The following is a 26,493-nucleotide window of genomic DNA, read 5'->3' as shown; positions in this document are numbered from 1 at the left end:
GTGCCGGGCCGGCTGCCCGCCACCCTGGCCGACGCCGGCCAGGACGTTGGCGATGGCAGCCGCGATCGCGCCCGTGGGGCAGCAGCAGCAGTGCGGGGGTCAGCGCCATGCTGGCCAGGAGCTGGTGCTGGCCGCCGCCGCCTGCTCGGCGCCTGCAGCCCGGCCTCGATGGTGGTCGGCGCCGGCGCCCGCGTCGGAGGCTGGCGGCGTTCGAGGACCGCGGCATCGACGGCACCTTCAACGACACCGGCTTCACAGCTGGCGGTCAACCGCGCCTTCCTCGACGAGGCCGGCGAACCGGCCGGTCGCCACCATGGTGCGCGAGGGCCGCGCCGTGCTACTGGTCGCGGCGTGCCGACCGAGGCGGACCAGGCGGAGAGGCGGTGCGCCTGGCCACCGCGGTGCCCGGCGTGGTCGCGGTTCATGACGAGCTGTCGGTCGGCCCCGCGGCGAACTCAACGTTCCAGGACACCATCATCAGCCAGCGGCTGGAATCATTGCTGTTCGACAGCGGAATCAAGGCGGTCAATTATGGGGTGCTGACCCACAACGCCGTGGTCTATCTGATGGGCGTCGCGCGCAGCGCGTGGGAACTGGACCGCGTGATCGCCCACGCCCGCAACACGCCCTATGTGCGCGGCGTGGTCAGCCATGTGCGTGTGCGCGCGGACGCGGCCGCACCGGAGCCGTAGCGAGGGGCGCGCCAGGCCGCGGGCCGGCCTCGGAAGGAAGCGGCGCCCGCGGCATGGTCTACCCGGGGGGGGTGGGGCCGGGGCGGAACGGGCCGGGGCAGGACTGGGATCGCGACGGCGCGGTCGACCCGCGGGCCAGGGACCATCTGCGCGCGCTCGGCAGCCTCGACGACGACGCCATCGACCTGACCGAGGCGGCGCTGCACATCGCGCTGCTGCTGCAGCCGGGCGCCGACCTCGACCCCTATCGCGCCCTGCTGGCCGACATGACCGCGGCCGTGGGCGGCCGCAACGCGCTCGGCCTCAGCGACCGGGCCGCGGCGCTGGCCGGCGCGATCGCCGGCGACTACGGCTTCTCCGGCGACGCCGAGACCTATGACGACCTGGCCAACGCCAGCCTGATCCGGGTGATCGACCGCCGCAAGGGCCTGCCGATCACGCTGGCGATCCTGTATCTGCACGTCGGCCGCGCGCTGGGCTGGCCGATCCACGGCCTCGGCTTCCCCGGCCATTTCCTGGTCGCGCTCGACGGCGCCGGCGGGCGCGCCATCCTCGACCCGTTCGACGGCGGCGCGCCGCGCCAGCCGCACGAACTGCGCGCGCTGGCCAAGCGCATGCAGGGGCCGGAGGCGGAGCTGTCGCCCGCGCTGTTCGCGCCGGCCGGCAACCGCGCGATCCTGACCCGGCTGCAGAACAACCTGCGCACCCGGCTGGTGCGCCAGGGTGCGTTCGAGCCGGCGCTGCTGGCCGCCGAGGCGGTGACCTGGTTCAACCCGCACGATGCCGCCGCCTGGCGCGACATGGGCATGCTGCATGCCGAGCTCGGCAACCTGCGCGCCGCGCTGATGACGCTGGAGGAATCGCTCGGCTGCGACGACCAGCCTTCGCGCCGCCACCTCACCGCCGCGCTGATCCAGAAGCTGCGCCAGCGCCTGAACTGAGCCGCCGCCCGCTGTCGCGACCGGCTGGACCCGCCCCGCCGCCCGCACCACCTTCTGCCGCAGCCGCGGACGTGGCATAGATGCGCGCCAACCCGCCCAACCGCACGAGACCCGCATGAGCCTAGTCGTCGCCATCCAGATGGACCCGATCCACGCCATCGACATCAACGCCGACAGCACCTTCGTGCTGGCGCTGGAGGCGCAGCGGCGCGGCCACCGCCTCTACCACTACCTGCCGCGCGACCTGTCGCTGAACCACGGCACGGTCACCGCCCGGGCCCGCCCGTTGGCGGTGCGCCGGGTGCAGGGCGACCACTACACCCTCGGCGCGGCGGAAACGCTGGCGCTGGCCGACGCCGACGTGGTGCTGATGCGCCAGGACCCGCCGTTCGACATGGCCTATATCACCGCCACCCACCTGCTGGAGCACGTCCACCCGCAGACCCTGGTGGTCAACGACCCGGTGCATGTGCGCAACGCGCCGGAGAAGCTGTTCGTCACCCACTTCCCGGAGCTGATGCCGCCGACGCTGATCACCTCGGACCGCGCCGCGATCCAGGAATTCCGCGCCGAGCACCGCGACATCATCGTCAAGCCGCTGTTCGGCAACGGCGGCGCCGGCGTGTTCCATATCGGCCCCGACGACGAGAACCTGAACGCACTGTTGGAGCTGTTCACCCAGATCTACCGCGAGCCGGTGATCGTGCAGCGCTACCTGCCGGCCGTGCGCGGCGGCGACAAGCGCATCATCCTGGTCGACGGCCGCGCCGCCGGCGCGGTGCTGCGGGTGCCCCAGGCCGGCGAGGCCCGCGCCAACCTGCACGCCGGCGCCAAGGCGATGAAGACCGCGATCACCGCCCGCGAGCACGCGATCTGCGCGGCGATCGGCCCGGTGCTGAAGGAACGCGGGCTGATCTTCGTCGGCATCGACGTGATCGGCGACTATATGACGGAGATCAACGTCACCAGCCCGACCGGCCTGCAGGAAATCGACCGCTTCGACGGCGTCAGCCTGGAAGCGCAGATCTGGGACGCGATCGAGGCGCGGCTGTAGCCGTCGTCCCCGCTATTGCGTCGCGCCGAGGTCCTGCAGCTGCGCGACCAGCGGCACATAGGCGTCGTCCTCGGCCGCGCGCGCCATGGCGCGATCCAGCACGGTCATGCCGTTGCGGTCCGCGGCGTCGAGGTCGGCGCCGGCCTCGGCCAGGATCGCGACGATCGCGTCGGAGCCGGCCGAGTGCCAGGTCAGCGGCGCCGTGGCGAGCATCAGCACCGTGTCGCCGGTCTGGTCGCGGGCGTCGACGTCGGCGCCGGCCTCGACCAGCATGCGCACCGTCTCCGGGCTGGTGATCATCGCCGCCATCATCAGCGGCGTCCATTCGGGGCCGGGCACCCGCCCGTCGATCTCGGCGCCGCTGGCGATCAGCAGGCGCAGCGCCTCCAGGCGGGCACCGCCGGCAGCCATGAACAACGGCGTCTCGCCGCGGGCGGAGCGGGCCTCGATGTCGGCGCCGCTGTCGAGCAGCAACTGCAGCATGGCGACGTCGTCGCGGTCCGCGGCGAGGTGGAGCGGGCGATAGTCCCGCTGCACGCTCTGCGCCTCCACGTCGGCGCCGCGGTCGATCAGGACCGCGGCCAGTTCGGTGCTGCCCCGGGTGACGGCGACGATCAGCGCCGAGCCCGACACCCCGTCGGATTCGTCGATGGGTGCGCCGTCGTCGATGAGCGCGGCCAGTGCCGCCGCATCGCCCGCCGCGACGGCGTCATGCAACGCGCCGGCCGCCGCGCCTTTGCCGCCGGCGATGAAGGCCGGCATCGCAAGCAGGCACGCCGCGACGACGCCGCGAGGTTTGATCGTTCGTCGCATGAATAGCCTCCCGCTGGTTGTCCCGACTGGGCGCGGCGGTTGCATTGGCGACAGCCGGCGCCTCCGGTCTCAGCCGCGCGGCGAGGGTGATCGACGTTGGCCGGCATGTCCAGCCGCCTGCGCGCACCGGGCCGGATCGCCCGGCGTGGAAGCGCGTGCCGCGTGGCAAAGGCCACAGCCGCCGGGCCCTCGCCCATGCCCCACTGCGCGTGCATGATAGGGTCGCGGCGCAACCATGACGCCGCATTCCACACCGGGAGGATGCACGATTGCCTGCGCCCGCGAAAACCTGGTTCCTGACCACCGCCGGCGTGCCGCGCGCCTGGCAGATGGTGTTCGGCGGCGCGGCGGTCGACCCGGCCAACCCCGACTGGGCCCGCATCGCCGGCTGGGACTGGGCCGGCGTCACGGTCGGCCAAGTCGACCACGGCTATACCCTGCACCCGGCGACCCTGGGCAGCGTGCACCCGAAGCTGGGCCGCAACTACATGGACCCCGGCAGCGACGACCCGCGCGACCCGATGGACTATGCCGAGACCTTCGGCGTGCGCGGGCACGGCACCCGCACCGGCTCGACGCTGGCCGGCTTCGACCCGCAGCAGGGCTATCTCGGCGTCGCGCCCAAGGTGCCGCTGATCCCCTATCGCGTCACCAACCGCAGCGTGCTGGACCTGCCCGGCGGCACCCTGCTGGAGCCGGAGGGCACCAACGTCGCCAAGGCGATCCGCCATGCGGTCGACCAGAACGAGTGCCCGGTGATCTCGATCAGCCTGGGCAGCCTGTTCGGCTGGCAGGCGATGGGCGAGGCGGTCGACCACGCCTACGACAACGGCGTCATCGTGGTCGCCGCCGCCGGCCAGGTGATCAGCGAGGTGGTCTATCCCGGCAAATATCCGCAGACGGTCAGCGCCGGCGGCATCCGTCCCGGCAACTGGCCCTATTGGACCTATCGCCCGTCCGGCGCCCGGCCCGACATCTGGGCCCCCGGTGCCGCGGTGTGGCGCGCCCAGGCCGCGCCGCCCGACAACGGCACCGCGACCTACCGCTACGACTGGGGCGAGGGCACGTCCTACGCCACCGCCGTCGTCGCCGGCCTGGCCGCCCTGTTCGTGCGCCGCTTCGCCGACGACCTCGCCAGGAAAGGCTATGACGGCTGGCGGCGGGTCGAGCTGTTTCGCGCCCTGCTCAAGCGCAACGCCAAGACCGTGCGCGGCACCGGCCAGGACGGCGCCGTCGTCCAGTTCCCCGGCGTGCTCAACACCTTTCCCGCCTGGCCGAAGCCGGACAGGCTGAAGCGCGCCCAACCCGACGCCGCCGCCATGCACCTGTAGCCGGCGCGCCCGGATTGCCGCGCCGCCTCGCGGCGGCCCGCGATGACGGAAGCCGTCATCGCGAGGCGCGAAAGCGCCGCGGCGATCCTGCGGCCGCCGCACCGAAACTCCTCAGGATGAGGAGGCGCGCACCGCGCGCCGTCTCGAAGGACGCACCGATCCGCGACCTGCAACGGCATCCTGGGAACCGACCCGCCCCGCGACCCGCCATTCCGCGCTGGCGCCGCGGCGATCCGCCTGTAGACTGCGCGCTCCACCTGTCCGACCGGAGCCGCCTTCCACCCATGGTTGCCCGCTGCGCCACCGTCGCCTTCCAGGGCATCGAGGTGATGCCGGTCGATGTGCAGGTGCAGTTCGCCGCCGGCCTGCCCGCCTTCACCGTGGTCGGCCTGCCCGACAAGGCGGTGGCCGAGAGCCGCGAGCGGGTGCGCGCCGCGCTGAACGCGCTCGGCCTCGCCCTGCCGGCACGCCGGGTCACGGTCAACCTGGCGCCGGCCGACATGGCCAAGGAAGGCAGCCACTTCGACCTGCCGATCGCGCTGGCGATCCTGGCGGCGATGGACGCGATCCCGGCCGACGCGCTGGCCGGCTTCATGGTGCTGGGCGAGCTGGCGCTGGACGGTGCGCTGCTGCCGGTCGCCGGCGTGCTGCCGGCGGCGATGGGCGCCAGCGCCGAGGACCTGGGCCTGATCTGCCCGGCGGCCTGCGGGGCGGAGGCCGCCTGGGCCGGCGACGTGGAGGTGGTGGCCGCGCCCAGCCTGCTGGCGCTGATCAACCACTTCAAGGGCAGCCAGCCGATCCCGCCGCCGCCGGAGCCGCGGCCGGTGCCGCTGCCGGCGGTGCCCGACCTCGCCGACGTCAAGGGCCAGGAGACCGCCAAGCGGGCGCTGGAGATCGCCGCGGCCGGCGGCCACAACCTGCTGATGACCGGGCCGCCAGGCGCCGGCAAGTCGATGCTGGCCGCGCGCCTGCCCGGCCTGCTGCCGCCGCTGACCGCGCAGGAGGCGCTGGAGGTCAGCATGGTGCATTCGGTCGCCGGCCTGCTCGCCGGCGGCGCCATCCTGCGTGCCCGGCCGTTCCGCGACCCGCACCATTCCGCCTCGCAGCCGGCGCTGATCGGCGGCGGCCTGCGCGCCCGGCCCGGCGAGATCAGCCTGGCCCACCACGGCGTGCTGTTCCTCGACGAGCTGCCGGAGTTCAACCGGGCGACGCTGGAGGCGCTGCGCCAACCGCTGGAAAGCGGCCGCGCCGTGGTGGCGCGGGCCAACCACCATGTCAGCTATCCGGCCCGGGTCCAGCTGGTGGCGGCGATGAACCCATGCCGCTGCGGCCATCTCGACGACCCGGCCCAGGGTTGCGGCCGCGCGCCGAAGTGCGGGGTCGAATATCAGGGCCGCATCTCCGGCCCGCTGTTCGACCGCATCGACCTGTTCGTCGCGGTGCGCGCGCTGCGCCCCGACGCGCTGGCGACCCCGGCGCCGGCCGAGCCGACCGCGGCGGTCGCCGCCCGGGTCGCCGCCGCCCGCGACCGCCAGACCCGCCGCTTCGCCGCGCTGAAGGCCGACCCGTCGGTGCGCACCAACGCCCAGGCCGACGGCGCACTGCTGACCGCGATCGCCGGCCCCGACGCCGCCGGCCAGGCGCTGCTGACCCAGGCGGTCGACCGCTTCCGCCTGTCGGCCCGCGCCTATCACCGCGTGCTGCGCGTCGCCCGCACGCTGGCCGACCTCGCCGGCGACGACCGCGTCGCCCGCCCGCACATCGCCGAAGCGCTCAGCTACCGCCGCCAGCCCCCGGCCTGAGCCGCGGCACACGCGGCGGTGCATCTGGACGAGCGGAGATGGCCGGTGCGTCCTTCGAGACGGCGCGCTGCGCGCGCCTCCTCAGGATGAGGCAGGTTGGGAGCGCGCCATCCGGCGCCGACGCCGGACCCGCACCGGTCATCCTCATCCTGAGGAGCCGTCCGCCGGACGGCGTCTCGAAGGACGCACCGCGGCGCGATCCGTTGTGTTTGCCCCGCCCGCCGCCTATGGTCCGGCCATCCCGCAGACAAGCCCGCCGCCCGCATGGCCCGCCCGCGCATCACGCCCTCCATCGTCGTCTCCGCGGTCGCCGTGCTGATCTCGGCCGGCGCGGTGTTCTTCGCCTACGACGCCTGGCAGGGCACCCGCGAGAATTTCGGCTTCCAGCTGCACAAGGCGTCGACCGCGCTGGACATTCGCGACGACGAGCGCACCGTGGCGCTGGCGACGACGTGGTCGCTCTATGTCACCAACCTGTCGGCGGTGGAGGCGCGGCTGATCCGCTGCGGGCTGGCCGGCGACTTCTTCCCCGATTTCGCGGCGGCCGAGTGCAGCCTGCGCCTGTCCGATTCCGGCGCCGACGCGCCGCGCACGCTGGTCGAGGCGCCGCTGGAATTCCGGCCGGGCGAGACCAAGCGGCTGGCGATCGACGCCACCCTCTACCTGACCAATGTCGGCGTCGCCTTCGACGACTATTTCGACGGCCTGAAGGACCAGCCGTCGTTCGAGGCCTGGCTGCGCGAGAGCGAGCAGGACGTGTTCCGCAACGGTTTCGCCGGGCGTTGCGAATACGGGCCCGACGGCGCCCCGCGCGCCTGCGCGCCGCCGCAGGACGGAGCCGAGGCCCGCAACCCGGTGGTCGGCTTCGTGTTCGAGTCCGGCCGCGGCAACCGCTTCGTCTTCTCCCAGCGCTACTTCGAGTTCCCGTCGCTGCCGGGCAGCTACTGAGCGCGCGAGGGTTCTCCACGGTTCGCGGTCCGGCGACGTGCGTCCTTCGAGACGCCGCCCTGCGGGCGGCTCCTCAGGATGAGGATGGGTGTGTGCGCTCCATCCGCCGCCGTCGACGGCCCGCCTGTCTCTTCGAGGAGCGCCGCGCCGCCGTCTCGAACGGACGCGCCGCCTCGGCACCGACCGTCCTCATCCTGAGGAGCCGGGCGCAGCCAGCGTCTCGAGGACGCCCGCCGCCCCGCCTGTCCTCATCCCGCGGAGGTGCGCCGCGCGCGCCGTCTCGAACGGACGCGCCGCCAATCCGGCACCGACCGTCCTCATCCTGAGGAGCCGGGCGCAGCCCCGCGTCTCGAAGGACGCACCGCCGGCCGAGCACCGCCTGTCCTCATCCCGCGGAGGTGCGCCGCGCGCGCCGTCTCGAAGGAGGCACGCCGGCGGCCGGGGTCAGCCGGCGTAGGGCGTGACGTAGGCCTCGAAGACCCAGCCGCTGCGGCAGGTGCCGGGATAGGCCTGGCGCGGCCAGATCGGCGAGCCGACGCCGCAATCGGACGGGCCGGGCACCTGGCGGTCGCCGGGCTGGTAGACGATGCCGATCCAGCGGCCGCGCGTCTCGCACATCGCGACCACGTCGTCGGTGTGCAGCGCGTCGATCTGGCCATAGCCGGAGCCGGGACCCGAGCGCACCGCCAGAAAATTGTCGCCGCTGGCGTCGAGGCCGCTGACCACGCCCTGGGTCAGGCAGGCATCGAGGTCGGGCTGCACGCCGACCATCACCGGCACCTCCGGCGTCTGCTGCGCCTGGGCGGCGCCGGCCAGGGCCAAACCCGCCAATGCCAACCCGGCGCAGCCGGCCGCCAGCAATCCCGCGCGTCGCGACATCTCGAAATCCTCCCGGCCCGGTTCAGGCCTTCTGCACCATCCGGCCGAGCGGCCGGCCGCCGAGGATATGAACATGGAAATGCGGCACTTCCTGGCCGCCATTGCGGCCGGTGTTGGCGATCAGGCGATAGCCGTCGCCGTCCAGCCCTTCCTGCGCAGCAATCCGCGGGATCGCCGCCCACAGCGCCTGCGCCTCCTCCGGCGTGGCGTTGGCGCCGAAGTCCTGCGCCGAGACATGGGCCCGCTTCGGGATCACCAGCACATGCACCGGCGCCTGAGGGGCGATGTCGCGGAAGGCCAGCACATGCGCGTCCTCGTAGACCCGGTCGCACGGAATCTCGCCGCGCAGGATGCGGGCGAAGATGTTGCCGTCGTCATAGCTCATTCGCCGTCGTCTCCCCCTTCCGCCATCGTTGCGCGCGCCGCCTTCTCGGCGACGCCCGAGGTGCCCTCGCGCCGGGCCAGCTCCGCCCACACCTGCGCCGGCTCTGCCCCGCAGGCCGCCCACAGCACCAGCAGATGATAGAGCAGGTCGGCGCTTTCCGACACCAGCCGGCCGCAGCCGCGGCTGTCGGCGCCGACCGAGGCCAGCACCGTTTCCACCGCCTCCTCGCCGACCTTCTGGGCGATCTTCTCCGGCCCGTCGGCGAACAGCCGCGCGGTGTAGGACGAGGCCCGGTCGGCCCCGCGCCGCGACGCGATGGTGGCATAGAGCCGCTCCAGCACCTCCGCTCCCGGCCGTTCCGTCATGCCGCTTCCTCCCCGCGTCCGCTGCCACACGCCGCATCGACGCAGGTGCGTCCTTCGAGACGGCGTCCTGCGGACGCCTCCTCAGGATGAGGACGGGGGTGCGGCGGCACACCGTTGCCGGTCAACCGCCGGCGCAGCGGCCCGTGCCACCACGACTCCATCCTCATCCTGAGGAGCCGCCCTTGGGCGGCGTCTCGAAGGACGCACCGCGCCGTTGCGATGCGCCCGCCCCTCGATAGACCGGCGCGCGTTCAGTCGTCCAGCCGCACCGGCACGCCGGCGGCGCGCATGTGGGCCTTGGCCTGGCCGATCGTTGCCTCGCCGAAATGAAAGATCGAGGCGGCCAGCACCGCCGAGGCGTGGCCGTCGCGCACGCCCTCGACCAGGTGGTCGAGATTGCCGACGCCGCCGCTGGCGATCAGCGGCACGCTGACCGCGTCGGCGATCGCCCGCGTCATCGGCAGGTCGAATCCCTTGCGGGTGCCGTCGCGGTCCATCGAGGTGAGCAGCAGCTCGCCGGCGCCGAGGTCGACCATGCGGCGCGCCCAGTCGACCGCGTCGAGGCCGGTCGGCCGGCGGCCGCCGTGGGTGAACACTTCCCAGCGCGGCGCCTCGCCGTCGGCCGAGACCTTCTTGGCGTCGATCGCCACCACGATGCATTGGGTGCCGAATTTCTCCGCGCCCTCGGCGACGAACGCCGGCCGCGCCACCGCGGCGGTGTTGATCGAGACCTTGTCGGCGCCCGACAGCAGCAGCCGGCGGATGTCTTCGACCGTCCGCACGCCGCCGCCGACCGTCACCGGCATGAACACCCGCTCGGCCGTGCGCGCGACCACGTCGTAGATCGTCGCCCGTTCCTCGTGGCTGGCGGTGATGTCGAGGAACGTCAGCTCGTCGGCGCCCTGGGCGTCGTAGATCGCCGCCTGCTCCACCGGGTCGCCGGCGTCGCGCAGGTCGACGAAGTTGACGCCCTTGACCACGCGGCCGGCATGGACGTCGAGGCAGGGGATGACGCGTGCCTTCAGCATGGCGCGGCCTGTGCCGGCGCGCCGTCGAGCAGCGCCAGCGCCGCCGCCGGGTCGATTCGCCCGTCGTAGAGCGCGCGGCCGCTGATCACGCCGACCACGCCGCAGGCCTCCACCGCCTGCAGCGCCTTCAGGTCGTCCAGCGACGACACCCCGCCCGAGGCGATCACCGGGATCGACACCGCGCGGGCCAGCGCCGCCGTCGCCTGCACGTTCGGGCCGCTCAGCGCGCCGTCGCGGTCGATGTCGGTGTAGATGAGGGCGGCGACGCCGGCGTCCTCGAAGGCGCGGGCCAGGTCGACCGCCAGCATGTCCGAGGTCTCGGCCCAGCCCTCGACCGCCACCCGGCCGCCGCGCGCGTCGATGCCGACAGCGATGCGCCCGGGAAAGGCGCGGCAGGCCTCGCGCACCAGCGCCGGCGTGCGCACCGCCGCGGTGCCCAGGATCGCGCGGCGCACCCCGCGGCCGAGCCAGCCCTCGACCGCCGCCATGTCGCGGATGCCGCCGCCCAGCTGCACCGGCAGGTCGACCGCGGCCAGGATCGCTTCCACCGCCGCGCCGTTCTCGCTGCGGCCGGCGAAGGCGCCGTCGAGATCGACCACGTGGATCCAGCGGAAGCCGGCGTCGCGGAACGCCCGCGCCTGCGCCGCCGGGTCAGGGTTGTAGGTGGTCGCCGCGGCCATGTCGCCGCGCAGCAGCCGCACGCAGGCGCCGCCCTTCAGGTCGATTGCCGGAAACAGGATCACGCCGCGCTCGCTCCTCGCCGCCCGCCGCCCGTGCGGGCGGCCGGGAGCCGCACACGGCGGCCCCGGCGTCGGGATAGGGAGCGTGCGGCCGGCAGGGCAAGCGCCGCGTTCGGCGCCGGCGCGCCGGCTCAGCCCGCGGCGGTCAGCGCCTTGCTGTAGTAGAAGCCGCGCAGCACCTTGCCGTCGACGCGGGCATAGTGCGGATCCTCGCCCCAGCGCAGATAGCCCAGGCTCTCGTACAGCGCGATGGCCGCGGTCTGGGTCTCGCGCACGTCAAGCCGCAGGATCTCGTAGCCGCAGGTGCGCGCCTCGCGCTCCACCGCCAGCGCCAGCTCGCGCGCCAGCCCGTGGCCGCGCGCCCACGGCGCGACGAAGCTGGTGGTCAGGCTGGCGGCGAAGGCCTGCGCCTCGTTGTTCTTCGGCGGGTGGACCAGCTGGGCCGAGCCGGCGATCACGCCGTCGAGCCGGCCGACGAACAGCTCGCGCCCCGGCACCAGCAGGATGCCCTGCCAGTAGGCCTCCAGGACGTCCGCCATCGGCGGCGTCACCCAGCCGAAGCCGCCGCCGGCCTCGATCGCGTCGCAGGCCGCGTCGCACAGGTCGGCTAGGTCGCCGTCGGTGAACGACTGCAGCCGTTCGACCGCGACGGTCGGCTCGTGATTGATCTTCCGCAGGGCGCCGGGGGAGCGTCGGTTCATGGGTCAGGGCCGCCAGTTCAGAAAGTTGGACAGGATTTCCAGCCCCACCGCCTGGCTCTTTTCCGGGTGGAACTGGGTGCCGACCAGGCTGTCGCGTCCGACCACCGCGGCGATCGGGCCGCCATAGTCGGTTTGCGCGAGCACCGCGTGCCGGTCGTCGGGCACGTAGTGATAGCTGTGGACGTAGTACACATGGGGGCTGTCGGGCAGGTTCGCCAGCAATGGATGCGGCGCGCGCTCCGGCCCCAGGGTGTTCCAGCCCATGTGCGGCACCTTCAGGGTGCGCCCGTCGGGGCCGGGCCGCACGCCCAGCGGCTCGACCGCGCCGTCGACCCAGCCCAGGCCGGGATGGGCGCCGTGCTCGCGGCCGACCGCCGCCATCAGCTGCATCCCGACGCAGATGCCGAGGAACGGCCGCGCCCGGGCCACCGCCACGTCGGTCAGCGCGTCGACCATGCCGTCGATGGCGCTGAGCCCGCCCATGCAGTCGGCGAACGCGCCGACCCCCGGCAGCACCACCCGGTCGGCCGCGGCCACGGCGTCGGCATCGGCGGTCACCGCCACCGCGGGCCCGTGCGGCGCCAGCGCGGCGACGTGGCGGATCGCATTGGCCACCGAGCGCAGGTTGCCGGCGCCGTAGTCGACGATCGCCACCGTTTCGCGCATTGCCTCGTTCCGTCCCCTGGTGTAGTGCCGACGGCGCCGCCGCCGGGACGCAGGGCATAGATGCTTCGCGATCCGGGCACAAGCAAGGCGTGGGCCACCGGCCCGCCCCTTGCCGCGCCGCGGCATCGCGCTTGAATGCCGGCCCGCAGTGCCCCACATGCGAGTCCGGCCCGGATCGCTCGTCCGAATCGCGGGCCCGAATCGACGGCCGGCCCCGATGTGCCGCCTCAGTCTACGCCGCGGAGATTACCGAGACACTGATGACGGAAATACAACTGCACGGCACCACGATCCTGTCGGTCCGCAAGAACGGCCGGGTGGTGGTCGCCGGCGACGGCCAGGTCACGCTCGGCAATACCGTGATGAAGGCGGGCGCGCGCAAGGTGCGGCGGCTGGCCGACAATTCGGTCATCGTCGGCTTCGCCGGTGCCACCGCCGACGCCTTCACCCTGTTCGAGCGGCTCGAGGCCAAGCTGGAGCAGCATCCGGGCCAGCTGGTCCGCGCCGCGGTGGAGCTGGCCAAGGACTGGCGCACCGACCGCTATCTGCGCCGGCTGGAGGCGATGATGGCGGTGGCCGACGCGCGCAACAGCCTGATCCTCAGCGGCACCGGCGACGTGGTCGAGCCCGACGACGGGCTGATCGGCATCGGCTCCGGCGGCGCCTTCGCGCTGGCCGCCGCGCGCGCGCTGGTCGACCGCGACGACATGGAGGCCGAGGCGATCGCCCGCAAGGCGATGGCGATCGCCGCCGACATCTGCATCTACACCAACGACCGGATCGTGATCGAGAGCCTGTGACCCCGATGGACAGCATCGCACCCAAGCCCGCCGGACCGCGCGGCGACGGCCCTGCCGCCGGCGCCGCCATCGGGCCGGCCGCCTTCAGCCCGCGCGAGATCGTCTCCGAGCTCGACCGCCACATCATCGGCCAGGACGACGCCAAGCGCGCCGTCGCCATCGCGCTGCGCAACCGCTGGCGCCGGCGCCAGCTGCCCGACGGCCTGCGCGAGGAGGTGCAGCCGAAGAACATCCTGATGATCGGCCCGACCGGCTGCGGCAAGACCGAGATCGCCCGCCGGCTGGCCCGGCTGGCCGACGCGCCGTTCATCAAGGTCGAGGCGACCAAGTTCACCGAGGTCGGCTATGTCGGCCGCGACGTCGAACAGATCGTCCGCGACCTGGTCGAGATCGCCATCGTCCAGACCCGCGAGCGCATGCGCAAGGACGTCAGCGCCCGCGCCGAGCTGGCCGCCGAGGAGCGGGTGCTCGACGCCCTGGTCGGCGAGAACGCGGCCGCCGGGACCCGCGAGACCTTCCGCCGCAAGCTGCGCGGCGGCGAGCTCAACGACCGCGAGATCGAGCTGGAGGTCGCCGACGGCGGCGGCATGGCGCTGCCGACCATCGACATCCCCGGCATGCCAGGCGCCCAGATCGGCGCGATCAACCTGGGCGACATCTTCGGCAAGGCGATGGGCGGGCGCACCCGCCGGCGCAAGATGTCCGTCGCCGACAGCTACGACCAGCTGATGGCCGAGGAGAGCGACAAGCTGCTCGACAACGAGAAGGTGGTGCGCCAGGCGATCGAATCGGTCGAGGAGAACGGCATCGTCTTCCTCGACGAGATCGACAAGATCACCGCGCGGGCCGAGCGCAGCGGCGCCGACGTCAGCCGCGAGGGCGTGCAGCGCGACCTGCTGCCGCTGATCGAGGGCACCACCGTCTCCACCAAGCACGGCGCGGTCAAGACCGACCACGTGCTGTTCATCGCCTCCGGCGCCTTCCATCTGGCCAAGCCGTCGGACCTGCTGCCCGAACTGCAGGGACGGCTGCCGATCCGCGTGTCGCTGAAGGCGCTGACCAAGGACGACTTCCGCCGCATCCTGACCGAGCCGGAGGGCAGCCTGGTCCGCCAGTATGTGGCGCTGCTCGAGACCGAGGGCGTGACGCTGGAATTCGCCGACGAGGCGATCGACGCGCTGGCCGAGCTCGCCGCCGAGATCAACCAGCATGTGGAGAACATCGGCGCCCGCCGGCTGCACACCGTGATCGAGCGGCTGCTGGAGGACATCAGCTTCAGCGCCCCCGACCGCAGCGGCGAAACCGTCCGCATCGACGCCGCCCTGGTCCGCGACCGCGTCGCCCGCCTGGCCGAGAACGCCGACCTCAGTCGCTTCATCCTGTAGCGCGGACGCAGCCGCCTCAAGTCGGCCCAAGAGCCCTTCTGGGCTTCGCGTGGGCTGTAATCGGCAGGGTGTCGGGTTTATTAGGCACTAAGCCTAACCCCCGAACCCGATCGTTGCGAGGCGCTCAGCCCCGCGGCAATCCAGCGCCGCCGCGACCGACCGCGGCCGCCGCATCCCACCCCGCTAGCCGCGGTCGTCGCGTTTGCGGCGGAGCAGGACGTAGAAGGCGCCGCTGCCGCCGTGGCGGGGCTGGGCGGGGGTGAAGGCGAGCACGTGCGGACGGCAGGCCGGCAGCATCAGCCAGTCGGCCAGGCGGCGGCGCAGGATGCCCCCGCCTTCAGCGCTCGGGCCCTTGCCGGTGACGACCAGGATGACGCGCCGGCCCGCGGCGACCGACTCCGCCACATAGCGGTCGATCCGGCGGTGGGCCGCCGCCTGGGTCAGGCCGTGCAGGTCGATGACGCCGTCGATCGGCAGCTGTCCGCGCCGCCGCCGTTCGTGCCGGCGCCGGTCGAGGCCGTGGCCCGGCTCCGGCGGCGGCTTGGCTCGCGCGGGCGTGGCCGCTGGCGTTGGCACGCGCATCGCCGCGGCCGCACCGGCCGATTGCCGCCCCGGCGCCGGCTCGGGCGGCGCCTCCGCGGCAACGGGTGGCGCTTCGCGCGGCCCATCGCCAGCGGGCCGCAGCCGGCGCACGTCGGCGGTCACCGCCGCCCACAGCGCCCGCTCGTCGGCCGTCAGCCGCCGCCGCGCCATGATCTACAACGCCGGCGCGTGCAACCGCGGCTGTGACACGTGTCACAGGCCGCGATCGGCGGCAGGGCGGTCGACCAGGATGACGTGGAGACGGCGCGGCCCATGTGCGCCGAGCTGGATCTTCTGCTCGATATCGCCGGTGCGCGACGGCCCGGTGATGAAGTTGACCGTGCGCGGCATGAAGCCGTCTGCGCCCGCCTGGGCGCGCAGCCGGGCCCAGCCGTCCTCGTAGCTGCCGACCACCCGGTCGCGCGGCAGCACCACGATGTGCGAGTCCGGCAGGAAGTTCAGCGTGGTCGGATGGGCGGCACCCGACAGGGTCATCAGCGTTCCGGTCTCGGCGACGCCGGCGAAGGCGCTGGTGACGCCGACCTCGGTGCCGCCGTCGGCCTTTGCCCGGGTCACCGTCAGCAGCGGCCGCTTGTGCCAGGGCACGGCGTCGAGCAGCGGATCGGGGGCCACGTTCAGCGCGCTGGGCAGATTCTCGCCGGCAAGGAACCCGGCAATCGCCTCCGGCACGTCGTCGAGACTGGCGACCTCCGCCACCGTGCCGTTGACACCGCGGACCATCTCGACGAACAGCGCCATCTGTGCGTCCGGCGTGCCCTGGCCGCGGCCGGGCACGATGTTCGCGCGATGTTCCGCGATGCGCTCGGCCAGCGGCGCGGCTTCGGCGCCGGCCGGCGTGGCGCGGCCGAGGGCGGAGCGGATGCGGCGCAGGATCTGCTCGCGCGTCGCGCTCATCGGCCGCCCTCCCGCCGCTGCCGCCTCCACTGCGCGTGAAAGCCGGGGCCCTGCGGCGCCGGCAGGTCGCGCACGCCGGTCCAGCCGCCGGCCAGCGGCAGCCGCCGCAGCCGGCCGCGACGGCCGGCCAGCAGCCGCAGCGCCCGGCTGCCGGCGCCGGTCGCCAGCCGGTAGAGCCGCGGCCGCCGTGCCAGGAAGGCCCACAGACCGAGCCCGAAGCGCACCGTGGCCGGGCTCAGCTTGCGGTCGAATTCCTTTTCGCGCCAATGCCTTAGGAGCTTCGGCAGCGGGATGCGCACCGGGCAGACGCTTTCGCAGCGGCCGCAGAAGGTCGATGCGTTGGGCAGGTGGCGCGCATTCTCGATGCCGGTCAGCGCCGGCGTCCAGATCGAGCCGATCGGCCCGGGATAGACCCAGCCATAGGCGTGGCCGCCGACCGCGGCATAGACCGGGCAGTGGTTCATGCAGGCGCCGCAGCGGATGCAGCGCAGCGCCTCGCGGAAGTCGCCGGCCAGCATGTCGATGCGGCCGTTGTCGACCAGCACCACGTGGAACTGGTCGGGCCCGTCGTGGTCGCCCGGCCGGCGCGGCCCGGTCGAGAAGGTGGTGTAGGAGGAGAATTCCTGGCCCGTGGCCGAGCGCGCCAGCACCCGCAGCAGCGTGGTGGCGTCCTCCAGCGTCGGCACCACCTTCTCCAGCCCGACCACGACGATGTGGATCTTCGGCAGGATCTGGGTCAGGTCGCCGTTGCCCTCGTTGGTGACGATGACGGTGGAGCCGGTCTCGGCGATCAGGAAGTTGGCGCCGGTGATGCCGACGTCGGCCTCCAGGAAGCGCTCGCGCAGCACCGCGCGCGCCTCGTCGAGCAGCTGACGCGGCTCGGCCAGCGGCCGGTCGGGCGGAAACTGGGTGTGGTGGGCGTAGAATGCCTCGCTGATCTGGTCCTGCACCACGTGGATCGCCGGCGCGATGATGTGGCTGGGCGGCTCGTGGCGCAGCTGGATGATGTATTCGCCGAGGTCGGTTTCCACCGGCTGCATGCCGTTGGCCTCGAGGAAGGCGTTGAGCCCGATCTCCTCGGTCACCATCGACTTGCCCTTGGTCACCGTCTTGGCGCCGACCGAGCGGCAGATCGCCAGCACCGCGTTGCGCGCCTCGTCCGGCGTCGCGCACCAGTGCACATGGCCGCCGGTCTCGACCACCTTGGCCTCGAACCGCTCCAGGTAGAAGTCCAGGTTGGCGATGGTGTGGTCCTTGATGTCGCGCGCCTGGTCGCGCAGCGCCTCGAACTCCGGCAGGCGGTCGGCGGCGGCCTGGCGCTTGCCGATGAAGCCGGTCTTCACATTGGCCAGCGCGCGCTGCAGCGTGGCGTCGTTCAGCGCGGCGTGGGCGTTGTCCTTGAAGCTGTGGCTCGACTGGTGCATGGCGGCTCAACCCTCGCCGATCGCCGGGCCGTCGGCCATGCCGGCCAGCACCTCGGCGACGTGGCGCGCGGCGACCGGCACGCCGTTGCGCTGCAGCTTGCCGGCGATGTTCATCAGGCAGCCCATGTCGCCGGCCAGGATGGTGCCGGCGCCGGTGCCGGCGATGGCCGCTGTCTTGGCCGAGACCATGGCGTTGGAGATCTCCGGATATTTGACGCAGAAGGTGCCGCCGAAGCCGCAGCAGACCTCGGCGTCCGGCAGCTCGCGCAGGCTCAGCCCGGCCACCTGGCGCAGATAGGCGCGCGGCTGCGCCTTCACCCCCAGCTCGCGCAGGCCGGAGCAGCTGTCGTGATAGGTGACGGCGCCGTCGAACGTCGCCTCCACCCGCTCCAGCCCGATCGCGTCGTGCAGGAACGACACCAGCTCCCACGTCTTGGCGGCGATCGCCTGCGCCGCCGCCAGCCGCTCCGGGTCGTCGCGGAACAGGTCGGGATAGTGCAGCCGGATCATGCCGGCGCAGGAGCCCGACGGCGCCACCACATAGTCGTGGTCGCGAAAGGCGTCGAGCACGGTCTGTGCCACCTGGCGGGCATGGCGCCGGTCGCCGGAGTTGTAGGCCGGCTGGCCGCAGCAGGTCTGCAGCGCCGGCACGTCGACCCGGCAGCCCGCCCGCTCCAGCAGCCTGACGGCGGCGAAGCCGACGCTGGGCCGGAACAGGTCGACCAGGCAGGTCACGAACAGGCCGACGAGCGGCGCACGGGCGGGTGTTTCGGTCACGCTTCGGTCCCGGTCGGGGCAGGAGGGTTCACGGCCTGATATAGACCGATGCGGCGCCCGCGGCCAAGGCGGCTTCGCGCGGGCCACCCGGCAAGGTTCACTCGGCAGGGTTCATGGCCGGCTTCATTCGGCGGCGCCGAAGCCCGCCACGCTGCGTGGCAGCAGCACGAACATCCGCCCGGCCGAGTTCATCGCCGTGGCCATTGCCTGGGCCTCCTCGCCGGCGCCCCAGAACAGCGCGCCGCTGATGAAGCCCTCGACGCCGGATTCGACGTCCTGCGCCACCACCAGCCGGCGGATGCGCGGCGCGCCGGGCTCCAGCCCGGCGACGTCGATCCACAGCGGCACGCCCATCGGCAGCAGGTTGGTGTCGACCGCGATGCTGCGGCCGGGGGTCAGCGGCACCCGCATCGCCCCCGACGGCCCCGCCGACTGGTCCGGCGACCAGGCGAAGAAGGCCAGCCGCCGGTTGAGCCGCATCATCGAGCGGGCCTCGTCCGGGTGCTCCTGCAGCCAGGCCCGCGCCAGCGCCCACGACGCGCCCTCGCGCGGCAGGATATCGCGCGCGATCAGCGTGCGGATGATCGAGCCGCGCGGATAGCCGTTGTCGCCGGCCATCGTCACCCGCCGGCGCTCGCCGGTGTCCAGCACCACCACGCCTTCGCCCTGCTGGTCCAGCTCGAACAGGTCGAGCGGGTCGTCGACCCAGGCCAGCTCCAGCCCGCGGCCGGCCAGCGCGCCGTTCTCGATCTCGGTGCGGTCGTAATAGGGCACCAGCTGGAAAGCCTCGACCCGGCCGCGGATCGCCTCGGGCGGCCAGTCCTCGCCGGCCTGCTCCGGGTCGACCTCCAGCATGTCGGGCGGCACGCCATAGATCGGATACTGGAAGTAGCTGGTCTGGCGCAGCGAGCCGCGCAGCGACACCTCGGCATAGCCGGTGACGAAGCCCTCGCGCGCCTCGGTCGTGGTCAGCCGGAACGGCAGGAACCACTGTTCCAGCAGCGCGCGCACGTCCTCGCCGCTGGCGAAGCGGGCAGAGGTCAGCGCGGCACAGGCCGGCTGCCAGTCGGCATAGCTGCCGGCGCGGCCGGCCAGGCCCAGCGGGCGCGCGGGGTCCACCCGGGCGAACACCTCGCAGCTGCGCAGCAGCGCCGGCAGCGCGTCCAGCATGGTGTCGTCCTGCCAGCCGCCCAGCTCGGCATATTGCGTGGGCTCCAGCCGGTAGTCGCCATAGCGGACATATTGCAGGTTGGGGTCGACCCCGCAGGCCGCCGCCGTCAGCGCCAGCGCCGCGGCGGCCAGCCGGACGATCGCCGTTCCCGAGCCCGCTGCGGCCACGCCCCTCGATCCCCCCTGCGCCCTTACCTGGCCCGGCGGACGGGTCAGTGCTCCGGCGCACCGGTGGCCGACAGCCACCAGTTCGGGTCGCGGCTGCGGACGTCGCGGCTGAAGGTCCAGATGTCGGTCACCTCGGCGACGTGGTTCGGGTCGCCGTCGACAACCCGGCCCTCGCCGTCCTTGGTCACGTTGACCTGTTCGGAGACGAAGCGCACCGCGACGTGGGCGTCGCTGCCGTCCAGCTCGGCCGAGGCGAATTCCAGCGTCTTGATGCCGACCAGGCTGGTATCCTGGGTGTGGCCGGCCCGGTGCCGCTCCTCGATCGCCGCCTCGAAGTCGGCGAACACCGCCGGGCTCAGCAGCCGCTTCAGCGTATCCTTGTCGCCGGCGGCGAAGGCGCCGACGATCATCTCGAAGGCGGCGCGGGCGCCGGTCAGGAACGCGCTGGGGTTGAAGCGGGGGTCGGCGGCGACGATGCGGTTCAGGCCGGCGGCGGCTGGCGAATCCGCCGGGACCGACGGCCGCGGCTGCTCGCGCTCGGGCAGCGCGATCACGTTGTCGCCGTCGGCGCCGCGCTTGGCGGCCGGCTCGCGGCGCACCGGGAAGGGCTGCACGCGGCGGCGCGGATCCTGCTCGTGGCCGGTGCGCTTGCCCAGCACGCCCGCCAGTTTCACGATCAGGAAGATCGCGATCGAAGCGAACAGGATGATGTCGAGATACTGGAACGCACCGCTCATGTGGTCTACCCGGGCCCGGTCGCACCGGGCACTCGCTGTTGTTCGGGCGGTTTGCGCACCGGGCGCCCGCCCCGCTGCCGCACCGCTAGACTATCGCATTCGTGTGCCGATCACACGGACTTATATAGGACAGGCGCCCCATTGCGCCATGCGTGATCTATAATCCCGGTTAATTGCCGCCGCGGCACCCCGGTTGTGGCCGGCCGCCATTCGTGTTAGCCCACTGCGCGATCAAGGCGGTCGGCCGGCCCCTTCCGGCGCTTTTCGGCCGGTGCGACCCCAGGCGCGACCCATCGAACCGACGCAGCACGACAAGGAAAACAGATGGCCGACACCCCAGGTTCCCCGCCTTCGAGCCCCGCAGTGCCGCCCGCCGGCGACGGCCAGGGCCGGCCGCAGCAGCGCGCCGTGCCGATGCTGATCAAGGCGCAGTACGTCAAGGACCTGTCGTTCGAGAACCCCCGCGCCCCGGCGCCGATGCCGGTCGGCCAGCAGCCGAAGATCGCGGTCGACATCGACGTCGCCATCGCCGGCAAGGGCGGCGACGACCACGAGGTGGTGCTGTCGCTGACCGTCAACGCCAGCCACAACGCCGAGACCCTGTTCATCGTCGAGGTGCACTACGCCGGCCTGATCACCGTTTCCGGCCTGCCGGAGAACCTGCGCGAGCCGCTGCTGTGGATCGAGGGCGCCCGCCTGCTGTTCCCCTTCGCCCGCGCCGTGATCGCCAACGCCACCCGCGACGGCGGCCTGCCGCCTGTGCTGCTGGCGCCGGTCGACTTCATGTCGCTGTACCAGCAGAAGACCGGCAAGACCCTGCAGACCGCCGCCCAGCCCGCCGCACCCGCCGGCACCGCCTGACCGCACCGCGTCGGGCCCGACGCCTGTCTGCCCCGCGCAGGCAGCGCCACGGCGCTTTCATCCTCCCCCGCAACGGGGGAAGGGCGACCGGCAGCACAAGGTCGCCAGGGCGCCTGGCACCTGCCGACGCCGCGGCTGCGCAGGCACACCCCGGCGCCCGGCCGAGGCAAGGGCCAGCGGCTACTGCTTCCAGATCGGGTTGCTGAGGCTTTCCAGCATCAGGGCGTGGCGGGCCAGTTCCTCGGCGCTGGGCGCGTGCGGGCGCGGCGGGCGGATGGCGCGCGCGGTCCGGACGGTCGCCTGGCGCTGTGCCGTCTCGCTGGCCAGCGCCAGGTCGGGCTGGCGGCCGCCGATCAGCTCCAGATAGACCTCGGCCAGCAGCTCGGCGTCGAGCAGCGCGCCGTGGCGGGTGCGGGCCGAGTTGTCGACGCCGAAGCGCCGGCACAGCGCGTCCAGGCTGGCCTGGGCGCCGGGAAACTTGCGCCGCGCCAGCGCCAGCGTGTCGACCGCGCGGTCGTTGGGCAGCGGCGCGATCTTCAGCCGGCCGAACTCGGCGTTGAGGAAACCCAGGTCGAAGCCGGCATTGTGGATCACCAGCGGAGAATCGCGCAGGAACGTCAGCAGGTCGTCGACAACGTCGGCGAACAGCGGCTTGTCGGCCAGGAAGTCGTCGGTCAGGCCGTGCACCGCGGCCGCCTCCGCCGGCATCGGCCGCTCCGGATTGAGATAGCGGTGGAACGTGACCGAGGTGGTGACATGGTTGACCAGCTCGATGCAGCCGATCTCGACGATGCGGTCGCCCATCATCGGGTTGAGGCCGGTGGTCTCGGTATCCAGCACCACTTCGCGCATCGCCGCTCCTATCCGCCGCCCTGCATGCCGTCGCCCGGCCCGCGCTGCAGCTCGCGCACCAGCCGCCGCACCTGACGGCGGCTCGGGGCCTTGCCGAGGCCGGTCGCGATCACGCGGTCGGCGGCGCGGCGTTTGGCCCGGTCCGGCCACTGCCGGGCCAGGATTGCCGCCAGCCGTTCCGCCGACATGCCCGGCCGCCGCATCACCCGCGCCCGTTGCACCGCCGCCGGCGCGCCGACCACGACCACGACGTCGAATCTAGCCTCCGCCCCGGTCTCGAACAACAGCGGCACGTCGGACAGCGCCAGACCGCGGCCGGACAGCGCCGCCCGCCGGAAGAAGCGGTCCTCCGCCGCGCGAACCAGCGGGTGCAGCAGCGCCTCCAGCCGCGCCAGCGCGGCCGCATCGGCGAACGCCAGCCGGCCCATCGCCGCCCGGTCCATGCCGGCCGGCCCGGTCATGCCGGGAAAGGCCCGCTCGATCGCCGGCAGCGCCGCACCGCCGGGGCCGGTCAGCCGCCGCACGCAGGCATCGGCGTCGAACGTCGGCACGCCGCTGGCGGCGAACATCGCAGCGACGGTCGACTTGCCCATGCCGATCGAGCCGGTCAGGCCGATGCGCAGCGGCGGCCGGCGGGGAAAGCGGCGCCGGGCCCGGCCGGCCCGCCATGGCCTCATGCCGCCAGCACCAGGGCGCGCAGCTCCTCGTCCACCGCCGGCATCACGCCGAACCAGGCCTGGAACGACGGCCTGGCCTGGTGCAGCAGCATGCCGAGGCCGTCGACCGTGCGCGCACCCGTGCCCGCGCCGCGGCCAGCAGCGGGGTTTCCAGCGGCGTGTAGACGATGTCGGTGACCAGCGCGTCGCGGTCGAGCCGGTCCAGCGCCAGATCCAGCGCCGGCTGGCCGTGCATGCCGGCGCTGGTGGTGTTGACCAGCGTCGCCGCGCCGGCCACGGCGTCGTGGCGCGCCGCCCACGGCACCGGGCTCACCCGCGGGCCGAACTCGGCCGCCAGCGCCGCGGCACGGGCCGCGGTGCGGTTGGCCAGCCGCACCGTGGGCGCGCCCTCGTCCAGCAGCGCGACGACGACGGCACGGGCGGCACCGCCGGCGCCGATCACCAGCGCCGGCCCGCCGGCCGCCGACCAGCCCGGCGCACCGGCACGCAGGTTCTCGAGGAATCCGAATGCATCGGTGTTGGTCGCGGCAACCCGGCCGTCGTCGCCGACCACCAGCGTGTTGGCGGCGCCGATCCGCCGTGCCAGCGCATCGGGCGTGTCGGCCGCGGCCAGCGCGTCTTCCTTGTGCGGCACGGTGACGTTGGCGCCGGCCATGCCGAGCGCGGCCAGCCCGCGTACCGCGGCCTCCATCCGCCCCGGCGCGACCGCAAAGGCGGCATAGACGCCGTCGATGCCGTGGCGGCGCAGCCAGTGATTGTGGATCAGCGGGCTCTTCGAGTGGCCGATCGGCCAGCCGATCACGCCGGCAACCCGGGTCTTCGCCGTGATCGCGGTCATGTCGCCAGCACGCCGCGGTCGCGCAGGAAGGCCAGCAGCGGCAGCAGCGGCAGGCCGAGGATGGTGAAATAGTCGCCGCGGATCCGCGCGAACAGCTGGGCGCCGAGCCCTTCCAGCTGATAGGCGCCGACCGACGCGGTCACCGCCTCGCCGACCCGCTGCAGATAGTCCTCGATGAAGCCGGCGCTCAGCGGCCGCATGGTCAGCTCGGCGGCCTCGACCTCGCCCCAGATGCGCCGGCCGTCCAGCACCACGCAGGCCGCGCTGAGCAGCCGGTGGCTGCGGCCCTGCAGCCGCTGCAGGTGGCCGCGCGCCTCGTCCAGGTCGCGCGGCTTGTCCAGCAAGACATCGTCGACGGCCAGGGTCTGGTCGGCGCCCACGACCAGCCGGCCCGGCATCCGCTGCGATATCCGCAGCGCCTTCAGCTCGGCCAGCGCCTCGGCGATCCGCGCCGCGTCCGCGCCCTCGGCGCGCAGCGACAGCTTGACCTCGTCCTCGTCGACATGGGCCGGCACGATCTCCACCGGCACGCCGGCGCCGGCCAGGATCCGGGCCCGCGGCTTGCTGGCGGAGGCCAGCACGACGGGCAGCACCACGGCGGTCACGACGCCACCGCCCCCGGCTCGCGCCGCTTCAGCAGCTGCAGCACCGCCGCCGCGGTTTCTTCGATCGACCGCCGGGTGACGTCGAGCACCGGCCAACCGTGCCGGGCGCACAGCTGCCGCGCCATCCGCAGCTCCTGCGTCACCGAATCGATGTCGACATAGGGTCCGGAATCGGCCTCGTTCATCGCGCGCAGCCGGTTGCGGCGCACCTGGATCAGCCGCTGCGCGTCGGTGGTCAGGCCGACGATCAGCGGCCGCCTGCACGCCAGCAGCTCCGCCGGCGGTTCCAGCCCGGCGATCAGCGGCACGTTCGCCGCCTTGATGCCGCGGTTGGCCAGATAGACGCAGGTCGGCGTCTTCGACGTGCGCGAGACCCCGACCAGGATGACGTCGGCATCGTCGAGCGCGCGCGAGCCCTGGCCGTCGTCGTGGGCCAGCACATACTGCATCGCCTCGATCCGGGCGAAATACTCCGCGTCCATGGCGTGCTGGCGGCCCGGCTTCGATTCGCGCTTGGCGCCCAGGTAGTTGGCCAGCGCGCCCATCACCTGGTCCAGCAGCGGGATGCAGGGCACCCCCAGCCGGCCGCAGGCGGTCACCAGATGCGCCCGCAGGCCGTCGTCGACCAGGGTGAACAGCACCGGGCCCGGCATCGATTCGATCGCGGTCAGCGCCTCGTCCAGCGCGGCGGTGCCGCGCACCATCGGCCACAGGTATTTCTTCGCCTCGAAATCGCCGAACTGCACCACGCAGGCGCGCGCGACGCTGAGGATCGTCTCGCCGGTCGAATCCGAGACCAGATGCAGGTTGAAGCTCTTGGCCGTCATCGGCCGCCTTTCCCCGGCGCCCGTCCGGGGCGCGCAAAGCTGTGGCACAAGTCGGCGCGAACCTTGCGGATGCACCGGGGCATAAGTCAACGGCCGGGGCGGCTGGGGACAGATCGGCGAGTCGCCCACACCGCCACGGCACCGCTGCCCGCTATTCGCCGCCGGGATAACCGGTTGTCCAGGCTGTGCACGACGGCGCAAGCGGCGACCGGCGCAGCGGACATTCCCGCAATGCGCGGTCCGCTGCCGTGCCAGGCGGCGCCAGCTCCGCCGCCCGGCCGTCCACCGCCCTGTCCACAGCACGACCGCATCCACAGCCGGATTGGGGACCGCGGACGGATGTGGTAATCCCCACGACTCACCGCCCTATCTCTTTCACTTCATCCTTTCTTGGGACTCTTGATTCGAAGAGGAGGCCATGCGGACACGCGGGCAGGTCAGGGAACCAGATGGCGCCGGGCGATAGGGATCGCAAGCCGGCCTTGCTGCGCGTGCTGTCGGGCGAGCGGGTCGATCCGCCGCCGGTCTGGCTGATGCGCCAGGCCGGGCGCTATCTGCCGGAATATCGCGCGGTTCGTGCGAAGGCGGGCGGCTTCCTCGATCTGTGCTTCGACCCGGACCTGGCGGCCGAGGTGACGCTGCAGCCGGTGCGCCGGTTCGACCTGGACGCCGCGATCCTGTTCGCAGACATCCTGCTGATCCCGATGGCGCTGGGCGTCGAGCTGGCGTTCGAGGCCGGCGAGGGCCCACGGCTGTCACCGTGCGCACGGTCGGGGACCTGGCACGGTTGAAACCGGCACAGGCGGTCGACGCGGCGCTGGCGCCGGTCTGCGAGACCGTGCGCCGCGTGCGCGCCGCGCTGCCGGCCGACAAGGCGCTGCTCGGCTTTGCCGGCGCGCCGTGGACGGTGGCCACCTACATGGTCGAGGGCGGCAGCAGCCGCGACTTCGAGACCGCCCGGCGCTGGGCCATGGCCGATGCCGCCGGCTTCGCCGGCCCTGATCGATGCCATCGTCTCGGCGACGATCCGCTACCTGCGCGCCCAGTTCGATGCCGGGGCCGACGCGGTGCAGCTGTTCGACAGCTGGGCCGGTGCGCTGCCGGCAGATCTGCTGTTCGTGCTGTGCTACGAGCCGACCCGGCGCATCGTCGCGGCCCTGCGCGAAAGCCATCCCGGCCGGCCGGTGATCGGTTTTCCGCGCCAGATCGGGGCGGCGGTCGCCGACTATGCGCGGCGCACCGGCGTCGATGCGGTCGGGTTGGACAGCGGCATTGACATGGGCTGGGCCTGCCAGGCACTGCCGCCGGGCATCGCGGTGCAGGGCAATCTCGATCCGATGTGGCTGGAGGTCGGCGGGCCGTCGATGAAGGTGTTCGCTTCCAACGTCTGCAACGTGGCGGCCGACAGGCCGCACATCTTCAATCTCGGCCACGGGGTCCTCAAGTCGACGCCGCCGGAGCACGTGGCCGAGCTGGTCGCCCATGTCCGTGCGCATACGGCGGGCGGCAACGGCTGAGCGCGCACGGCGC

At 73.0% G+C, this 26,493-nt stretch carries 27 protein-coding genes and 2 pseudogenes; 10 read left to right on the top strand and 19 right to left on the bottom strand.

Annotation, left to right across the window (positions count from 1 at the left end):
- Nucleotides 1-383: 383 nt before the first annotated feature.
- From R3F55_11405 to gshB, 3 genes are all read left to right on the top strand, one after another.
- Nucleotides 384-692, top strand: coding sequence for a BON domain-containing protein (locus tag R3F55_11405; protein MEZ5668017.1), 309 nt, complete (start codon nt 384-386; stop codon nt 690-692).
- A gap of 53 nt (nt 693-745) precedes the next feature.
- On the top strand, nt 746-1,633 hold the full coding sequence (locus tag R3F55_11400) for a tetratricopeptide repeat protein (protein MEZ5668016.1): 888 nt from the start codon (nt 746-748) through the stop codon (nt 1,631-1,633).
- Between the two features lie 115 nt (nt 1,634-1,748).
- On the top strand, nt 1,749-2,687 hold the full coding sequence (gene gshB / locus R3F55_11395; protein MEZ5668015.1) for a glutathione synthase: 939 nt from the start codon (nt 1,749-1,751) through the stop codon (nt 2,685-2,687).
- A 12-nt stretch (nt 2,688-2,699) separates the two neighbouring features.
- Here the strand turns inward: gshB and R3F55_11390 are convergent, their stop codons facing one another.
- Entirely contained in the window at nt 2,700-3,500 is an 801-nt protein-coding gene (locus tag R3F55_11390) for an ankyrin repeat domain-containing protein (GenBank protein MEZ5668014.1), read from the bottom strand.
- Between the two features lie 269 nt (nt 3,501-3,769).
- On the opposite strand from R3F55_11390, the gene R3F55_11385 reads away from it, so the two are divergent.
- From R3F55_11385 to R3F55_11375, 3 genes are all read left to right on the top strand, one after another.
- On the top strand, nt 3,770-4,831 hold the full coding sequence (locus R3F55_11385) for a S8/S53 family peptidase (protein ID MEZ5668013.1): 1,062 nt from the start codon (nt 3,770-3,772) through the stop codon (nt 4,829-4,831).
- 284 nt (nt 4,832-5,115) lie between these two features.
- Complete coding sequence (locus tag R3F55_11380) at nt 5,116-6,633, top strand: YifB family Mg chelatase-like AAA ATPase (GenBank protein MEZ5668012.1); 1,518 nt, start codon at nt 5,116-5,118, stop codon at nt 6,631-6,633.
- A 264-nt stretch (nt 6,634-6,897) separates the two neighbouring features.
- On the top strand, nt 6,898-7,581 hold the full coding sequence (locus R3F55_11375) for a hypothetical protein (protein ID MEZ5668011.1): 684 nt from the start codon (nt 6,898-6,900) through the stop codon (nt 7,579-7,581).
- A gap of 444 nt (nt 7,582-8,025) precedes the next feature.
- On the opposite strand, the gene R3F55_11370 is transcribed toward R3F55_11375, so the two are convergent.
- The 7 genes from R3F55_11370 to hisH form a co-directional block, all read right to left on the bottom strand.
- Nucleotides 8,026-8,460 carry an integron gene (locus R3F55_11370; protein ID MEZ5668010.1) on the bottom strand — a complete coding sequence of 145 codons (435 nt, stop codon included), beginning with the start codon at nt 8,458-8,460 and terminating at the stop codon, nt 8,026-8,028.
- 22 nt (nt 8,461-8,482) lie between these two features.
- Entirely contained in the window at nt 8,483-8,845 is a 363-nt protein-coding gene (locus R3F55_11365) for a histidine triad nucleotide-binding protein (protein MEZ5668009.1), read from the bottom strand.
- Complete coding sequence (locus R3F55_11360) at nt 8,842-9,210, bottom strand: phosphoribosyl-ATP diphosphatase (protein MEZ5668008.1); 369 nt, start codon at nt 9,208-9,210, stop codon at nt 8,842-8,844. Before R3F55_11360 ends, R3F55_11365 begins: the two co-directional genes overlap by 4 nt.
- Before the next feature lie 251 nt (nt 9,211-9,461).
- On the bottom strand, nt 9,462-10,238 hold the full coding sequence (hisF, locus tag R3F55_11355; GenBank protein ID MEZ5668007.1) for an imidazole glycerol phosphate synthase subunit HisF: 777 nt from the start codon (nt 10,236-10,238) through the stop codon (nt 9,462-9,464).
- Nucleotides 10,232-10,981, bottom strand: coding sequence for a 1-(5-phosphoribosyl)-5-[(5-phosphoribosylamino)methylideneamino]imidazole-4-carboxamide isomerase (gene hisA / locus R3F55_11350; GenBank protein MEZ5668006.1), 750 nt, complete (start codon nt 10,979-10,981; stop codon nt 10,232-10,234). The genes hisF and hisA overlap by 7 nt, the downstream gene beginning before the upstream one ends.
- Nucleotides 10,982-11,109: 128 nt before the next feature.
- Nucleotides 11,110-11,679: a GNAT family N-acetyltransferase gene (locus R3F55_11345; protein MEZ5668005.1), complete on the bottom strand. Its 570-nt coding sequence runs from the start codon at nt 11,677-11,679 to the stop codon at nt 11,110-11,112.
- A 3-nt stretch (nt 11,680-11,682) separates the two neighbouring features.
- The gene (gene hisH, locus R3F55_11340) at nt 11,683-12,345 is read right to left on the bottom strand and encodes an imidazole glycerol phosphate synthase subunit HisH (protein ID MEZ5668004.1); all 663 of its coding nucleotides are present in this window, start codon (nt 12,343-12,345) and stop codon (nt 11,683-11,685) included.
- 260 nt (nt 12,346-12,605) lie between these two features.
- Here hisH and hslV point away from each other — a divergent pair, with 260 nt between their 5' ends.
- Nucleotides 12,606-13,145, top strand: coding sequence for an ATP-dependent protease subunit HslV (hslV, locus tag R3F55_11335; GenBank protein ID MEZ5668003.1), 540 nt, complete (start codon nt 12,606-12,608; stop codon nt 13,143-13,145).
- A 5-nt stretch (nt 13,146-13,150) separates the two neighbouring features.
- The gene (hslU, locus tag R3F55_11330; GenBank protein ID MEZ5668002.1) at nt 13,151-14,530 is read left to right on the top strand and encodes an ATP-dependent protease ATPase subunit HslU; all 1,380 of its coding nucleotides are present in this window, start codon (nt 13,151-13,153) and stop codon (nt 14,528-14,530) included.
- 183 nt (nt 14,531-14,713) lie between these two features.
- On the opposite strand, the gene R3F55_11325 is transcribed toward hslU, so the two are convergent.
- From R3F55_11325 to R3F55_11300, 6 genes are all read right to left on the bottom strand, one after another.
- Nucleotides 14,714-15,283: a Smr/MutS family protein gene (locus R3F55_11325; GenBank protein ID MEZ5668001.1), complete on the bottom strand. Its 570-nt coding sequence runs from the start codon at nt 15,281-15,283 to the stop codon at nt 14,714-14,716.
- Between the two features lie 42 nt (nt 15,284-15,325).
- On the bottom strand, nt 15,326-16,027 hold the full coding sequence (locus tag R3F55_11320; protein MEZ5668000.1) for a lactate utilization protein: 702 nt from the start codon (nt 16,025-16,027) through the stop codon (nt 15,326-15,328).
- Nucleotides 16,024-17,451 (bottom strand): LutB/LldF family L-lactate oxidation iron-sulfur protein, encoded by a 1,428-nt coding sequence (locus R3F55_11315; GenBank protein MEZ5667999.1) that lies wholly within the window; start codon nt 17,449-17,451, stop codon nt 16,024-16,026. The genes R3F55_11320 and R3F55_11315 overlap by 4 nt, the downstream gene beginning before the upstream one ends.
- A 6-nt stretch (nt 17,452-17,457) precedes the next feature.
- The gene (locus R3F55_11310; protein ID MEZ5667998.1) at nt 17,458-18,228 is read right to left on the bottom strand and encodes a (Fe-S)-binding protein; all 771 of its coding nucleotides are present in this window, start codon (nt 18,226-18,228) and stop codon (nt 17,458-17,460) included.
- 123 nt (nt 18,229-18,351) lie between these two features.
- A complete protein-coding gene (locus R3F55_11305) occupies nt 18,352-19,566 on the bottom strand; it encodes a murein transglycosylase A (GenBank protein MEZ5667997.1) in 1,215 nt (404 codons plus the stop codon).
- A 44-nt stretch (nt 19,567-19,610) separates the two neighbouring features.
- Complete coding sequence (locus R3F55_11300) at nt 19,611-20,303, bottom strand: Tim44/TimA family putative adaptor protein (protein MEZ5667996.1); 693 nt, start codon at nt 20,301-20,303, stop codon at nt 19,611-19,613.
- A gap of 324 nt (nt 20,304-20,627) precedes the next feature.
- Here R3F55_11300 and secB point away from each other — a divergent pair, with 324 nt between their 5' ends.
- Nucleotides 20,628-21,164, top strand: a complete 537-nt coding sequence (gene secB, locus R3F55_11295; protein MEZ5667995.1) for a protein-export chaperone SecB — start codon at nt 20,628-20,630, stop codon at nt 21,162-21,164.
- 180 nt (nt 21,165-21,344) lie between these two features.
- Here the strand turns inward: secB and dnaQ are convergent, their stop codons facing one another.
- The 5 genes and pseudogenes from dnaQ to R3F55_11270 form a co-directional block, all read right to left on the bottom strand.
- Nucleotides 21,345-22,016, bottom strand: coding sequence for a DNA polymerase III subunit epsilon (gene dnaQ / locus R3F55_11290; protein ID MEZ5667994.1), 672 nt, complete (start codon nt 22,014-22,016; stop codon nt 21,345-21,347).
- A gap of 8 nt (nt 22,017-22,024) precedes the next feature.
- A complete protein-coding gene (coaE, locus tag R3F55_11285) occupies nt 22,025-22,693 on the bottom strand; it encodes a dephospho-CoA kinase (GenBank protein MEZ5667993.1) in 669 nt (222 codons plus the stop codon).
- Nucleotides 22,690-23,531: pseudogene (locus R3F55_11280) on the bottom strand (shikimate dehydrogenase). The gene coaE and the pseudogene R3F55_11280 overlap by 4 nt, the downstream one beginning before the upstream one ends.
- A complete protein-coding gene (locus R3F55_11275; protein MEZ5667992.1) occupies nt 23,528-24,136 on the bottom strand; it encodes a Maf family protein in 609 nt (202 codons plus the stop codon). The pseudogene R3F55_11280 and the gene R3F55_11275 overlap by 4 nt, the downstream one beginning before the upstream one ends.
- On the bottom strand, nt 24,133-24,963 hold the full coding sequence (locus R3F55_11270; protein MEZ5667991.1) for a pyruvate, water dikinase regulatory protein: 831 nt from the start codon (nt 24,961-24,963) through the stop codon (nt 24,133-24,135). Before R3F55_11270 ends, R3F55_11275 begins: the two co-directional genes overlap by 4 nt.
- 449 nt (nt 24,964-25,412) lie before the next feature.
- Here R3F55_11270 and hemE point away from each other — a divergent pair.
- Nucleotides 25,413-26,480: pseudogene (gene hemE / locus R3F55_11265) on the top strand (uroporphyrinogen decarboxylase).
- Nucleotides 26,481-26,493 lie beyond the last annotated feature (13 nt).

The organism is Alphaproteobacteria bacterium (genome assembly GCA_041396705.1).
GTDB lineage: Bacteria > Pseudomonadota > Alphaproteobacteria > CALKHQ01 > CALKHQ01 > CALKHQ01.
This window is presented reverse-complemented; position numbering and strand designations above follow the sequence as displayed.